Genomic DNA, 14606 nt, shown 5'->3' with positions numbered 1-14606 from the left:
TTTCTTCCTATGAAAATAGCCTTCTAGGGTACTTTTCCCCCAGAAGGCTAGCTTGTTAAAGGTTAGCGAAAGTGGTTAGAATTCGTTGACAAACTTCTTCCAAGACAGATGTCGGCATGGCTACATTGAGGCGGGCATGGAGACTTCCTTCCTCCCCAAAATCCAAACCACGATTGAGGATAACCTTGGATTCATTTCTCAAAAGCTCTTGCAATTTTTCATCAGTCAGGTCATAGGCTGAAAAATCAAGCCAAATGAGATAGGTCCCTTGAGGTTTCATGACCTTAATTTTAGTTTCTTTGCCAAATACATCCACTGCATAATTGATGTGTTTCTCAATCAGTTCCTTGAGTTCTGTCAACCAATCCTCCCCATAGCGATAGGCAGTTTCTGTTGCCAAATATCCCAAACCTGAGATTTCATGTTGATTATTAGCCAGCTGGCGTTTTTGGAAAGCCACTCTCAACTTTGGATTCTCGATAATGGCGTAAGAATTCTTGGTCCCAGCAATGTTAAAGGTCTTGGTAGCACTACTTAAAATCAGTGAAAATCCTTTAAAATCTTCATTTACCGTATTGAATGACTGGTGTTTATTTCCAAACAAGGCTAAATCTTGGTGAATCTCATCAGATACCAGCAAGACCCCATGTTTTTGACACAGTTGTCCAATCTTTTCCAAGACTTCTTTCTCCCAAACACGTCCACCAGGATTATGAGGATTGCAGAGAACGTAGAGTTTCACATTTTCTTCGACAAAGTCCCTCTCCAGTTGGTCAAAGTCAATCTCAAAAAGTCCATTTTTTTCTACTAGAGAGTTGGTGATTAATCGACGATTATTAAGCTTAATGCTCCGAGCAAAAGGTGGATATACCGGTGTGTTAATGAGCACTGCTTCACCTTCTTTGGTAAAGGCTTGAATGGCTGTTGAAATGGCTGGTACTACTCCTTCGATAAAGACTAGAGCATCCTTATCAAAACGATAAGCATGGTGTTTTTCTTCCCAGTCTTGAACTGCTTCAATCAAGCCATCACTAGCATAGGTATAGCCATAGACTAATTGCTCAGCATAGTCATGGACAGTCTGACGAATCTCAGGTAAGACTTCAAAGTCCATATCAGCAATCCAGGCTGGCAATACTTCTCGGTCAGTCTCTGCTTCTTTCCATTTGTAGGTATGATGTCCAAAACGATTGGGCAAGGTCGTAAAATCATATTTTCCCATAGTTTTATCCTTCCAAGGCTTGACGCAAATCTTCAATCAAATCTCTAGCATCCTCAATACCAATAGACAAGCGCAAGAGATCATCAGTCAGTCCATAAGAATGACGAACCTCTGCAGGAATGTCTGCATGGGTTTGAGTAGTTGGGTAGGTAATCAGACTTTCTACACCACCCAGACTTTCAGCAAAAGAGAATACTTTCAAAGTATTTAAGATATGAGGAATACGCTTCTCATCAGCTACTTTAAAGGAAATCATCCCCCCACGTCCTGTATACAAGACTTCTTTGACAGCAGGTGATTGTTCTAGGAAGGCTACGATTTCTTGAGCATTAGCTGTTGAGCGCTCCATACGAAGTGACAAGGTCTTAAGACCACGAATCAATTGATAACTATCAAATGGTGACAAAACAGCCCCTGTCGTGTTGAGATTGTAAAAGAGTTTTTCATATAAATCAGCATTATCTGTCACAACTACACCAGCTAGAACATCATTATGGCCTGCAAGGTATTTTGTCGCTGAATGCAGGACAATATCTGCTCCATCTTCAATTGGACGTTGGTAAATCGGGCTATAGAAGGTATTGTCCACGACAACTTTAGCACCCTTAGCATGAGCTAATTTTGACAATTTTTCAATATCAAATTCCAACATCAAAGGATTGGTTGGCGTTTCGATATAGAGTACATCCACATCCTTTTCTAGCTCTGCAATTAGCTCTTCTTCTGTGTTGGCATAGGTAAAGTGGAAACGTCCTTCTTGTTCCACTTGATTGAACCAACGGAAAGAACCACCGTAAAGGTCACGGACAGCCAAAACCTTACTTCCTACTGGAAAAATGCTAAAGGCCAACACAATCGCAGACATACCTGAACTAGTTGCTAGAGCATAGTGGGCTGATTCAATAGCTGCCAAGACTTCCTCTGCCTTGCTACGAGTTGGGTTTTTGGTACGGGTATAGTCAAATCCCGTTGATTGACCAAATTCTGGGTGCTGATAAGTCGTTGAAAAGTGAATAGGTGTAACCAAAGCACCTGTTGCTTCATCAGACTTGATCCCTGCTTGTGCTAAAATTGTGTTGATGTGAAATGATTTACTCATACAATACCTCCAAATCTATAGTAACTATTGTACCACTTATTTTGTATCCTTCGTTTTCTTGTTTTCAAGAGCTAGTTATAGTTTCAAACTATACAAAAACGATAGCTTCCTGAGAAACTATCGTTTTTCCTGTTGCACTGACTGATTATTTAACGTGTTTAGCTAATTCTTCTTGGGCTTTTTTGTTAGATTCTTCTTTTTCTTTTAGCCATTTTTCTTTAGCTTTTTCATACTCATCAGCCGTTACAGTCTTATCTTGCAACTTGAGATATTTGTATGATTCGACACCCTTATTTCCTGCTTGTGAGAATGGCGATGAGAATGGAACTGTCTTTCTCAAGGTCGGTGTTCCACCAAGAGAAACGTTTGGAATTGCAAGAGCGCTATCAACGAGCCAAGCTTGAACTTCAGCATATTTTTCATAACGTTTTGCTGGTTCTTGCTCCTTGTTCGCTTCTTCTAGCATTTGAGTGTAAGTATCCAGTCCAACCGCCTTAGCCTTGTCATTTACCTCACCTGGTTCTAGACCAATGTTTTGCAACATACCCCCATTATTAACATTTAGGATATCAAGATAACTTGATGGATCCAAGTAGTCAGCACTCCAACCACCATTATAAATATCAAAATCCTTTTGAGCTGCGGTTTGAGCTAGGTAGCTAGAGTTATCATAGTCGTCTGTTGATAATTGTTGAATATCGATAACCACATTCTCAGCCCCTAAGACAGATTCGATGGATTGTTTCAAAGAGCTTGCTTCAAGTACACCTTTTTTAGCTGATTGGTCAACTGATACATCCAAGTGGATTGGGAACTGCACACCCTTAGCTTCCAATTCTTTCTTAGCTTCTGCAAACTTAGCCTTAGCCTTGTCAGGATTGTAGTATGGGTCTTGTGCATCTGCAAAGTTGATTCCTTGCCATTCTTGGCCATAGTTGACCATCTTTTCTGAAACAACATCGCCAAAGTCTTTTCCGTTGATACTTACAAATGTTGGAGGTACAACTAGGTTACGAATAATCTTCGTTGCTCCGTCCTCCCCTTGAGATTGTGCTCCATAGGCTGTACGGTTGTATGCATAGTTGAAGGCTTGACGGAAGTTTTTATTCAGAACTGCTTCTTGAGTTGATTTCTTTTCGATATCTGAGGATTTAGACGTGAAGTTATAAGATTTTCTGTCCAAGTTGAAGTTCAAGTAATAAGAAGTTGCATTTTGCATACTATAAATGATGTTATCTTTGTTCTTCTCTTTAATTCCTTCAAAGCTTGAGCTATTTGGATAGAGACGTGCGTAGCTGTAGACTCCTTCTACAAAGTTACGAGCCAGTGCATCTTGGTCACTACCATCATAATAGGCCAATTTCACATCATCCACAAAGACATTTTTTTCATCCCAGTAGTTGGGATTTTTCTTGAATTCGATAACAGATTTTGAAACAAAGGATTTCATCAAGAAAGGTCCATTGTACAAAATGCTAGAAGGATCCACCTTACCAAAATCATCCCCTTTTGATTTCAGGAAGTCTGCATTGACAGGGAAGAGAATGGTTGATGTTGTTTTAGAATTCCAATAAGATTCTGGTCGTGTCAAAGTGTACTGAACTGTTTGGTCGTCAATCGCCTTAACACCGACAGTTGAAAAGTCAGTTGTTTTACCGTTGATATAGTCATCCAAACCTGCTACAGAATCTTGAACCAGGTACAAAGCTTCGGATTTTTTATCAGCAGCATATTTCAAACCAGTTACAAAATCTTGGGCAGTTACTGGAGCATATTCTTCACCTTCAGAGGTATACCACTTAGCATCTTTACGAAGTTTATAAGTGTATATCAAACCGTCCTGAGAAACACTCCAATCCTCTGCTAAGGATGGAACGTAGTTACCGTATTGGTCATTTTCCATCAACCCATCTACCAAATTGGTAACGATGTCATTGGTTGTTGCACGGTTTTCTGCAAGATAGTTCAAACTAGACGGATCGCTAGGATAGACATAGTTGTATGTTTTAGTTGAACTAGCTGAGTTGCTACAAGCCGCCAATAGTAGACCGGCACTTAGGGCAAGGCCTGCCAGCGTCAGATATTTTGCCTTAGACTTTTTCATTTCCAGAACCTCCAAATTTAAATATTTGTATCATTATACAGCTATTGTTTTTTTTAGTCAAGCAATTTTATCTAATTTTTACCAAATTATAGATTTTTTTCTACTAATTTTATATTTTATCCTATTTTTTAAATAAAAAAATGAACAATTTAAACTTTTTTAGAGTTGAAAGTTCAAATTATTCATTTTATTTATAAATCTTTATGATAGTTTTAAACGTGCCCGTAGACGATCTGCTTGAGCCTGTCCAATAACCTTATCCAAGAGACGAGTATAGAGACACATGACTCCGTAGAGACCACCACCGATTGTTCCGATTAGGGCGACATAGATGAAGCTCCAGAAACGTCCAGTTGGATGGAAAACAAATCCAAGAATCCATTGTAAGAGGCCTACCAGAATAAACATGACTAAAGTCAAAATAGTAACTAAGATTGTTCTCTTCAGAATAATCTTTCGACGTGCACCTGTCACCTCACAGATATCTCGGTACATCAAGACATTTGGAATGATGAGACCAATTGTCGTTGAAATTAAAGGACCATAACTATGGAAAATCGCTATCGATGGTAATTGTAAAACAATCTTAACAATGGATCCATAGACAAAGTAAAGAACTGCCTTGCGATTTCTAAACATGGCTTGAAGCATAGGGGATAAGACCATGTACAAACCAAGAATAGTTGACTGTAAGACTGCAAAAACAAACAAGCCCATAGCCAAACTATCTGGCTTACCGTAAAAGACTGTATAGAGGGGTTCTCCTACCATGACTACTCCAACAGTTGCTGGAAGTAAGAATAAGAAGAGCATGGTGATACTATCTTGCACCAACCGAGCAGCTGCCTGCAAATCACCCTTAACATAGTTCTCAGTTAAAAGTGGTAATCCTACACTACCGATCGAAACTCCAACCGAAATCAAAATCATAGTAATTTTATTAGGATTGGCAGAGAAATAAGAAAACATGACAATTAAGTCTTCATTACTATAGTTGGTAAACCACTTCATGCTATTGATAAAGGTATTTTGGTCCAAGATTTGGAAAAGCTGAATAGCCGAACCAGTCAAGATAAAAGGAATAGCTTCCTTAATGGTATCAATCAAGAGACCTTTACTATCAATCTTATCTCGAGTTTCAAAAACTTTTTGAAGCATTCCTTCTTTGTATAGGAAATAGATCAAGACTGCAAAACTAGCTACCATTCCCACAAAGGCCGCAAAGGTAGACTGGGTAACTGCTGATATATAATCTTTTGAACCCAGCTTCATGATGATAAAGGTTGCTAAGAGCATCCAGATAACACGAATGACCTGTTCAGCGATTTGGCTCATGGCATAAGGCTTAAGATTATTCATCCCTTGGAAAAATCCACGAATCACACTCATGGATGGGAAAATCAAGACCGCCCAAGCTAGACTTTGCATAATGGGGATGAGCTCCTTACCAACACCCGAAAGGTCTGCTAACCAAGGGGCAAAGAGATACAAGATTAAAGCAAAGATCACACCAAGTCCTGTCATAAAGCCTAGGAAACTCCGAATCAGGGCAAAACTATGTTCTTCCTCATGCATGGTATTATACTTGGCAACTTGCTTTGCGACTGCCACAGGGATACCTGCTGTCGAAATCAACAAGAACCAAGCATAGATATTGTAACCCATAGTAAAGAGACCATTAGCCTTAGCAGCATAAGTCCCCATCCAGATATACCAAGGGATGATGTAAATGGCCCCAAGCAGGCGACTGATAAAGTTACTAGCCGTTAGCCAGGCAGTTCCGCGTAACATCTGGGCCTGCTGATGATTATTTTCGTTAGACATAACTTCCTCATTCAATTTTAATAACTAGGAAATGTTCCTTATATTCCATTATAAACTTTTCCTTGTTACTTGTAAAATTCAGACTTTCGGTTTACAATAGAAAGTATGATAAAGATTGAAACTATATTAGATATTTTAAAGAAAGATGGTCTCTTCCGTGAGATTATCGACCAAGGACATTACCACTACAACTACAACGATGTTATTTTTGACAGCATCAGTTACGATAGCCGAACAACCAAAGAAAATACTCTATTTTTTGCAAAAGGAGCTGCCTTTAAAAAAGAATATCTATTTTCAGCTATCGCACAAGGGCTTAATTGGTACGTGGCTGAACAGGATTATGAAGTTGGTATTCCTGTTATTGTTGTTAACAATATCAAAAAGGCCATGAGTTTGATTGCCATGGAATTTTATGGCAACCCTCAGGAGAAACTGAAAATCCTTGCTTTCACTGGCACTAAAGGAAAAACAACAGCGGCTTACTTTGCCTATCATATCTTGTCCCAACGCTACCCAACAGCCCTCTTATCGACAATGAATACAACTTTAGACGGCAAAACTTTCTTCAAATCTTCCTTCTCAACACCTGAAAATATTGATCTCTTTGATATGATGGCTCAAGCGGTTAAAAATGGTAGAACTCATCTGGTAATGGAAGTTTCCAGCCAAGCATATCTGGTAAATCGAGTGTATGGTTTAACTTTCGACGTGGGAGTTTTTCTCAACATCACACCAGACCATATTGGTCCTATTGAACATCCGACTTTTGAAGATTACTTCTATCATAAACGCCTCTTAATGAAAAATAGCCGAGCAGTTGTCATTAATAGCGATATGGACCACTTCTCTATTCTGAAAGAACAAGTTGTGAACCAAGAGCATGACTTCTACGGTAGCCAGTCAAATAACCAGATTGAAAACTCCAAAGCCTTTAACTTCTCAGCTACTGGTAAATTAGCAGGAGATTATGACATCCAACTAATTGGACATTTCAACCAAGAGAATGCTGTTGCTGCAGGACTTGCTTGTCTTCGTCTAGGTGCTAGTCTTGAAGACATCAAAAAAGGGATTGCGACTACTCGCGTACCTGGTCGTATGGAAGTTCTCACTCAGAAAAATGGTGCAAAAGTTTTCATCGACTACGCCCACAATGGTGACAGTCTTAAAAAACTTATTTCTGTCGTTGAAACTCATCAAACTGGAAAGATTGCTTTAGTACTTGGTTCAACTGGAAACAAGGGAGAAAGCCGTCGTAAGGACTTCGGACTTCTCCTCGATCAACATCCTGAAATTCAAGTCTTTCTAACAGCTGATGATCCAAACTATGAAGATCCACTGGATATTGCAGATGAAATCAGTAGTTATATCAACCATCCTGTAGAAAAGATTGTCGATCGCGAGCAAGCTATCAAGGCTGCTATGTCTGTTACAAGTCAAGAACTGGACGCTGTGATTATCGCTGGTAAAGGAGCAGACTGCTACCAAATCGTCCAAGGCAAGAAGGAAGACTACCCTGGAGATGCAGCCATCGCTGAACGTTATCTATAATAAATTAAAAGAAGGCTAGGAAATTTCCTAGCCTTTATTTTTTTATAAATATGAGTCTTTCTTTGTCAAATTCTACAGCTAACTCGTATTTCCCATCTTCATTTTGAAGGATGTAACCTAATAAGACTAAACTATCAACAAAGATATCACGTCGTTTCTGCATGAGTTGATCTTTTTTGAGGAACTTGAGTAAAAAGGTAGTCATGTACTTGAGGGCATACTCAGGATTGACATCCCCTAAAATTCCGTAGAGCGCCTGCTGTTCTTCCGTCAGTGGATACTGGTGTTTGACCTTATAAAAGTAATTAGACAAGGTCATCTTTTCTCTTGCAAAATCTGTATGCTCTTCTAAGATAGCTGCATTGGTTTGATTGCGCAATTCGGTCTGAAAATCTTTCTCCAGGATTTCTTGATAGATTGGACTATCATCTCTCACAAAGATTTCTTGGTCTAGTTCAAGAGATTCTGTAGATTCTAGAAATGGGAGATTGAGATAATAGCGTTTATTTTCTCTCAAAATCAAACCCGCTTTAATATATTCCTCCAAATACTTGTCAACTGGAACCTCTGGAAACTGAGCCTTGATTTCGCGGAGGATAACTTCATCATGCTGGTCAAGATAGTCAACCAAGTCTTTAAAAAATGCTTGTCGTGTCAAACGTGATGGATTAAAAATCTGAATCATGAAGATTCCTTTCTTTACAAACTAAAAGATGAGATGTTGCTAATTGACTGGGATTGGTGCCAGGCTGATTCAGAGGTACAGGAAGCCCCAAATCTCGATAATATTCTCTCCAGAAATCACTGATTTCCTGTGTATTATCCCCAAACTTCATGGGAATGGTCTCAAAAATAGGGAGAATTTCTGCTATATACTGGGAACAATAGAAACCATCCCTATCTGGATAAAAGGAAGCATTGTAGGGGTCTCCAAAAAGGCTCTCTGCCAGCTTCTTGACTTCTTTGCTATCGATTTTCGGATAGCTATAGAGGTCATATACTTTCCCGTGTTCAAAGAAATCTTCAGGTAATTGTGCAATGACACCTCCTTCAACCGTTGCATGATAAACCTGTCCGTCCAAAAAGATGGCCACATGGCTATAGTGACCAGTAGATTCCTGGATGGCCTGTCCTATATCCGAATCATCTCTCACAAAAATCAAATCGCCATTTTCTAACATACTTCTCTCCTAGCAAAAAAGGAGCCGAAACTCCTTTAGCTATATAGAAAACATAGTTTTCTCGTGTCAATCTCTAGTTAAAAAATTACCATTTAAATAATTCATTAACTATATTCCAAGAATCACTCTAGCTGAAAATAATAAAGTAGCACTAAACTTACAAAAGACAGAGCTAAGTAGAGGATTCCTATTTGCAATCCATACAAATACCAAAAACTACCACTAACTAAAATAAAAATCGATGTCTCAGCAACGAGGCGACGCCATTTTTTAAAAGCATGTGGAGATTTTGGAGCCATATATCGCGCCCAAAATAAGATTAATAGAACTGCTAGAAGAAAAAATAGGAATTTTTCCAGCCAAGAAATTTGTATTACAGATACGGAGAAAAGACCAAGGATTGCCACAACCTCAACCAAAAAGCGTAGCCCTTCAATCAATCTCATCATGCTATCACCTTCTATAAATAGTCAAATTAACAGTTCCAAATATTTCTTAAATATTACCCATTAAAGCTTTCAGTCAATTGTGGTACCACTTGTTTCTTACGTGAAACAGCACCTGGAAGGAAAGCGTGGTTGTTTTCAAGTTTGAAGTTGAAGGCTGCTTCTACCTTGTCCATATTAGAACCAAGAGCCAAAATTTCTGAGTTTGAGTTGACGATGTCTGTAATCATCAAGACAAAGTCAGAGTAGCCGTTAGCTGCATTTGCGGCTTGGATGGCAGCTTCGATTTCAGCTTGGCGTTCCAATACTTCAGCAATATCAACTGTATTCACTTGAGCCACACGGACATTGTTTCCGTTGAGTTCAAAAGTCTTAGCATCGATGTCGATCAATTCTTCTGCAGATTTGCTTGCCAAGTTGGTACCAGCTTTGAGCATAGCAAGACCGTATTCTTCCAAGTTCACGCCAGCCAATTCAGCCAATTCAGGCGCAATCACTTTATCAGATGGGTGAGTTGTTGGAGATTTCAAAAGAAGGGTATCTGAAATCAAACCTGAAAGCATCAAACCTGCAATTTCTTTTGGCACAGCTACACCATGCTCTTTGAACATACGGTAAACAATAGAAGATGCTGATCCAACTGGTTCCAAACGCATGTAAAGTGGGCTTGCAGTTTCAAAGTTAGCCACACGGTGGTGATCTACCACACCGTAAACTTCTACTTCAGCAATATCTGAAACTGACTGTTGGAATTCATTGTGGTCCGTCAAGATAACTTGCACTGCCCCTTCTGCTTTAGCAGATGTGATAACACGTGGTGCTTCTACACCAAAATAGTTCAATACATAGGCTGTTTCTTCATTTGGAGTCCCAAGAGCTACTGCTTCTGTATCCAAGCCATAAGCTTCTTTTGCAAGATAAGCAAAGGCTACAGATGACCCGATGGCATCTGAATCTGGATTTTGGTGACCAAATACTAGAATCTTAGACATGATTATACCTCGTTTCTTTATTCACTCTATTGTAGCATTTTTTTCAATTTTTGACAAAAGTAAGAGGCTGGGACAAAAGTCCTAGCCTCTCAATTGTCTTTGGATTGTCGAGCAAGACGCAGTGATTGAGTGGGCTCTACTACGCTGATTTCATACTCAATGAAAATCAAAGAGCAGACTAGGAAGCGAGCCACAGACTGTACTTGAGTACGGCAAGTCGAAGCTGACGTGGTTTGAATTTGATTTTCGAAGAGTATCATCATCTTTTACAGCCCTACTCAATTGTGCGGAGGTGGGACGACGAAATCGAATTCTAACGAATTAACGATTTCTGTCCCACTCTCACTAAATCTCGAAAATATTGGCTAAATTCTTATCTTGATTGTCCTTTAGATAGTTTATTTTCTGCGGACGTGTCTTGCGTTTAAAAAGAGCTTCGGCTGACATGGCTTCTTCTTTACTATCGAAACCTTGAGCATAGATAAGTTTTACTGGCAACCGAGCTCGTGTGTACTTGGCTCCCTTACCACTATTGTGAACAGCTATTCTTTTTTTGACATCCGTTGTATAACCAGTATAGTAGGAACCATCCCGACACTCAACTACATACATATAAGCTTTATGATCCATAATAGATTTCTTGAATTTCTGGAGTATAGGAACCATCATCATTATGAACAATGAGTGGTGGCAGAACCTTAAAACCACTAGTGGAGCCGTCCTTAATAGCCTCGATCAAAAGCATATTGGCTTCCTTCTCCCGTTTAGGGTATACAAATTGCAGACGCTTTGGAGCTAAATTGTGTTGTTGAAGGGTGTCTAAAATATCTAACAATCGATCAGGACGATGGACCATGGCTAAACGCCCATTGGATTTGAGAATACTTTGGGCACTACGGCAGATTTCCTTGAGATTGGTCGTAATTTCGTGCCGAGCCAACAAATAGTGCTCACTCTCGTTCAGATTAGAATTTGGGTCCACCTTAAAATAGGGAGGATTGCACAAAATCAAATCAACCTTACTCCCCTGAATGTAAGCAGGCATATTCTTCAAATCATCACAAATGACCTGCATCTGTTCTTCTAAGCCATTTAATCGGACTGACCGGTCTGCCATATCCGCCAATCGTTCCTGGATTTCAACAGACAGAATTTTCGCCTTAGTACGACTACTGGCAAAAAATCCAACAGCTCCATTACCCGCACAAAAATCCACTATTAAGCCATTTTTAGGAAAGCGAGGAAAGCGTGACAAAAGTACACTATCCACCGAATAGCTAAAAACCTCTCTATTTTGAATAATCTTGATATCTGTAGAAAAGAGCTGATTGATTCTCTCTCCTGGTTTTAATAATTCTTCTACCATACTTCTATTATAACAAACTATATTAACATTTCAAGAGAGAAAAATCAATTAAGACTTTTTCTTATTTAGATTAGAGATAGCTTCCTTGGTCCAGATAGGCATCATGCGAGCCAAAGGAGCAAATCCGTATTTGACACGGTCACTTGAAAAACGTCTCCGTCTCGGTAATTGATGTTTCTCTTCTTCCAAAGTCCGAATAGAAAGACTTGCTTTTCCTGTATATTCGTCCAAATCGACAACCTGGACTTGAACTTCTTCACCGATTTTCAGTACATCATAGATATTCTCAATAAATCCTGTACGAATTTCAGAAATATGAATCAAGCCTGTGATACCAGTCTCTAACTCCACAAAGGCTCCATAAGACTGAATCCCTGTAATTCGCCCTGTTAGCTTATCACCTATTTTCATCCTAGTCCTCGATTTCAATCGTTTCGATAACGACATCTTCAACTGGCTTGTCCATTGCACCTGTTTCTACACCTGCAATTGCATCCAGAACTTCATAAGAAGCTTCATCCGCAAGTTGACCGAATACAGTATGACGACGATCAAGGTGAGGAGTTCCACCTTGTTCTGCATAAATTTCCGCAATTGGTTCTGGCCAACCACCACGAGCAATTTCTTTCTTAGAATATGGCAAGTGTTGATTCTGCACGATAAAGAACTGGCTACCATTTGTATTTGGCCCAGCATTAGCCATAGAAAGGGCTCCACGGACATTGTAAAGTTCTTCTGAAAACTCATCCTCAAATGACTCACCATAGATTGATTCGCCACCCATACCAGTACCAGTTGGATCTCCACCTTGAATCATAAAGTCTTTAATAATACGGTGGAAAATGACACCGTCATAGTAACCGTCTTTAGACAGAGCAATAAAGTTGGCAACTGTTTTTGGTGCATGCTCAGGGAAAAGCTTAATACGCAAGTCTCCATGATTTGTCTTAATAGTCGCAATCGGACCATCTACTGCTTCAATGTCTACTTGTGGAAACTGTAATTCTTTTTCTACCATACCAAATCCTTCTAAGGCATCGAAAATGCCATCTTCTTCTAATGTTTTTGTAATATAATCTGCTTTTTCTTTGATTTTGTCATGAGAGACACCCATAGCGACACTAATGCCTGCATAATCAAAGAGCTCTAAATCGTTCAGTCCGTCCCCAAAAACCATCACGTTCTCAGGTTTAAGATCTAAATGTTCTACAACTTTTGCTACACCAGCTGCTTTTGAACCTGAAATTGGTACCACATCTGACGAATGTTCATGCCAGCGTACCATACGCAAAGTCGATGCTAAACTTTCAGGCAAAGTCAGGTCATCTCCCTGATCCTCAAAAGTCCACATCTGATAGATGTCTTCTTTTTCATAATAATCAGGATCAACATCCAAGTCAGGATAAATTGGATCAATAGCCTCACTAATCAACTCAGTTCTAGTGGAGAGTTTAGCAGTATGACTACCAACTAAACCATAGTCAATCCCCACTTCCTTAGTCCAAGCAATATAGCTTTCAATCTTATCTTTAGAGATTTTGTTACTATCAATCACATTGCCTTTTTTATCCTCAATATAGGCACCATTCAGAGTAACAAAAAAGTCAGGTTTAAGTTCGCGAATCTCTGGCACGACACCGAAAATCCCACGACCAGTCGCAATCCCAGTCAAAATACCTTTTTCACGTAATTGTTGAAATACTGTTGGAATTGAGGTTGGGATAAAACCAGTCCTTGAGTTTCGCAAAGTATCATCAATATCAAAAAAAACAATCTTTATCTTTTTTGCCTTATATCTTAATTTCGCATCCATCTCATTACCTCCTTCAATTCACTCTTTCCATTATACCATAAAGTAGAGGAATCCCACATCCCCAATAAAATCCTTGTCTCTTATCCGAATTCCTTTACTAGATACAAAACCAAATCATCATTATTTTGGCTAGTTGCATTCATTTCCAAGGGTTGATTTCGATACCAGACACCTGTCCCATCTGGAATGTAGCCCCGTCTGATATACAATCTCTGGGCAGGGCCATAGCCTAAGTGCAAACCTACACCAAGAGTGACCTTACTCGAGACAAACTTGACTCGTTTTTCTGCTTCTTCTAGCAGTTGATTCCCAATCCCTTGATTTCGAAAAGGCTCAAACACATTAAAATCTGATAATTCTGGATAGACTTCTGCAAAAGGACCATGTTTAGCAGAGGGCAAAATGGTAACGTAGCCCGCTACAGCACCATCAATCTCTGCAACTAAGACTTCTCTCTCCCCACTTTCCTGTTCCAGAAAATATCTAGCCAAAATTTCCTCTCTACCAGGCCAACCTTGATTCATAAATCCATGAGATAAGGATTCAATATCAGACTTAATCATATTTCTAATCGTACAATTCATCTTTAACTTACCCACCTTCACTCTTTCTATTACCATTATAGCACGCCAAGGTCAGAAAAAAACTGTCTCGTGAAAAAAGACCCATAAGGGTCTGAAAAAGAGGTTCACTGGACCCAAACTCGCTCTCTCATTTCAATGCTCGTGAAAAAAAGACCCGTAAGGGTCTTAATTCGCTTTCTTGTTTTCAAGCTCATGAAAAAGAGGTCCACTGGACCCAAACTCGCTCTCTCATTTCAATGCTCGTGAAAAAAAGACCCGTAAGGGTCTTAATTCGCTTTCTTGTTTTCAAGCTCATGAAAAAGAGGTCCACTGGACCCAAACTCGCTCTCTCATTTCAAAGCTCGTGAAAAAAAGACCCGTCGGGGTCTTAATTCGCTTTCTTGTTTTCAAGCTCATGAAAAAGAGGTCCACTGGACCCAAACTC

General features: G+C 39.5%; 14 protein-coding genes. 1 reads left to right on the top strand and 13 read right to left on the bottom strand.

The features are described from left to right. Nucleotides 1-55 precede the first annotated feature (55 nt). From QM406_RS01090 to QM406_RS01075, 4 genes are all read right to left on the bottom strand, one after another. Nucleotides 56-1222, bottom strand: coding sequence for a MalY/PatB family protein (locus QM406_RS01090; RefSeq protein WP_414273161.1), 1167 nt, complete (start codon nt 1220-1222; stop codon nt 56-58). A 4-nt stretch (nt 1223-1226) separates the two neighbouring features. Next, a complete protein-coding gene (locus tag QM406_RS01085; protein ID WP_414273160.1) occupies nt 1227-2321 on the bottom strand; it encodes a cystathionine gamma-synthase in 1095 nt (364 codons plus the stop codon). A 145-nt stretch (nt 2322-2466) separates the two neighbouring features. Beyond that, nucleotides 2467-4425, bottom strand: coding sequence for a peptide ABC transporter substrate-binding protein (locus QM406_RS01080; protein ID WP_414273159.1), 1959 nt, complete (start codon nt 4423-4425; stop codon nt 2467-2469). Between the two features lie 201 nt (nt 4426-4626). Next, nucleotides 4627-6249, bottom strand: coding sequence for a putative polysaccharide biosynthesis protein (locus tag QM406_RS01075; protein ID WP_414273158.1), 1623 nt, complete (start codon nt 6247-6249; stop codon nt 4627-4629). Between the two features lie 105 nt (nt 6250-6354). Here QM406_RS01075 and QM406_RS01070 point away from each other — a divergent pair, with 105 nt between their 5' ends. Beyond that, nucleotides 6355-7800 carry a UDP-N-acetylmuramoyl-L-alanyl-D-glutamate--L-lysine ligase gene (locus tag QM406_RS01070; RefSeq protein ID WP_414273157.1) on the top strand — a complete coding sequence of 482 codons (1446 nt, stop codon included), beginning with the start codon at nt 6355-6357 and terminating at the stop codon, nt 7798-7800. A 34-nt stretch (nt 7801-7834) separates the two neighbouring features. Here QM406_RS01070 and QM406_RS01065 read toward each other — a convergent pair whose 3' ends face one another. The 9 genes from QM406_RS01065 to QM406_RS01025 all read right to left on the bottom strand — a co-directional run bounded on the left by QM406_RS01065 (nt 7835) and on the right by QM406_RS01025 (nt 14182). Continuing rightward, a complete protein-coding gene (locus QM406_RS01065) occupies nt 7835-8485 on the bottom strand; it encodes a DUF1803 domain-containing protein (protein ID WP_414273156.1) in 651 nt (216 codons plus the stop codon). Beyond that, nucleotides 8469-8981 carry a YiiX/YebB-like N1pC/P60 family cysteine hydrolase gene (locus QM406_RS01060; RefSeq protein WP_414273155.1) on the bottom strand — a complete coding sequence of 171 codons (513 nt, stop codon included), beginning with the start codon at nt 8979-8981 and terminating at the stop codon, nt 8469-8471. The genes QM406_RS01065 and QM406_RS01060 overlap by 17 nt, the downstream gene beginning before the upstream one ends. 122 nt (nt 8982-9103) lie before the next feature. After that, nucleotides 9104-9430 carry a DUF2568 domain-containing protein gene (locus tag QM406_RS01055; protein ID WP_414273154.1) on the bottom strand — a complete coding sequence of 109 codons (327 nt, stop codon included), beginning with the start codon at nt 9428-9430 and terminating at the stop codon, nt 9104-9106. 53 nt (nt 9431-9483) lie between these two features. After that, nucleotides 9484-10419, bottom strand: coding sequence for a manganese-dependent inorganic pyrophosphatase (locus tag QM406_RS01050; protein WP_414273153.1), 936 nt, complete (start codon nt 10417-10419; stop codon nt 9484-9486). A gap of 345 nt (nt 10420-10764) precedes the next feature. After that, the gene (locus QM406_RS01045) at nt 10765-11049 is read right to left on the bottom strand and encodes a GIY-YIG nuclease family protein (protein ID WP_414273152.1); all 285 of its coding nucleotides are present in this window, start codon (nt 11047-11049) and stop codon (nt 10765-10767) included. After that, complete coding sequence (locus QM406_RS01040; RefSeq protein ID WP_414273151.1) at nt 11039-11785, bottom strand: tRNA1(Val) (adenine(37)-N6)-methyltransferase; 747 nt, start codon at nt 11783-11785, stop codon at nt 11039-11041. The genes QM406_RS01045 and QM406_RS01040 overlap by 11 nt, the downstream gene beginning before the upstream one ends. 48 nt (nt 11786-11833) lie before the next feature. Then, entirely contained in the window at nt 11834-12196 is a 363-nt protein-coding gene (locus QM406_RS01035) for a S1 RNA-binding domain-containing protein (RefSeq protein WP_000689622.1), read from the bottom strand. A gap of 1 nt (nt 12197) precedes the next feature. After that, the gene (locus QM406_RS01030; RefSeq protein WP_414273150.1) at nt 12198-13598 is read right to left on the bottom strand and encodes a bifunctional Cof-type HAD-IIB family hydrolase/peptidylprolyl isomerase; all 1401 of its coding nucleotides are present in this window, start codon (nt 13596-13598) and stop codon (nt 12198-12200) included. Between the two features lie 80 nt (nt 13599-13678). After that, complete coding sequence (locus tag QM406_RS01025) at nt 13679-14182, bottom strand: GNAT family N-acetyltransferase (RefSeq protein ID WP_004244450.1); 504 nt, start codon at nt 14180-14182, stop codon at nt 13679-13681. Nucleotides 14183-14606: the final 424 nt, after the last annotated feature.

The sequence above is a fragment of the Streptococcus infantis genome (assembly GCF_047465035.1).
Classification (GTDB): domain Bacteria; phylum Bacillota; class Bacilli; order Lactobacillales; family Streptococcaceae; genus Streptococcus; species Streptococcus infantis_T.
This window is presented reverse-complemented; position numbering and strand designations above follow the sequence as displayed.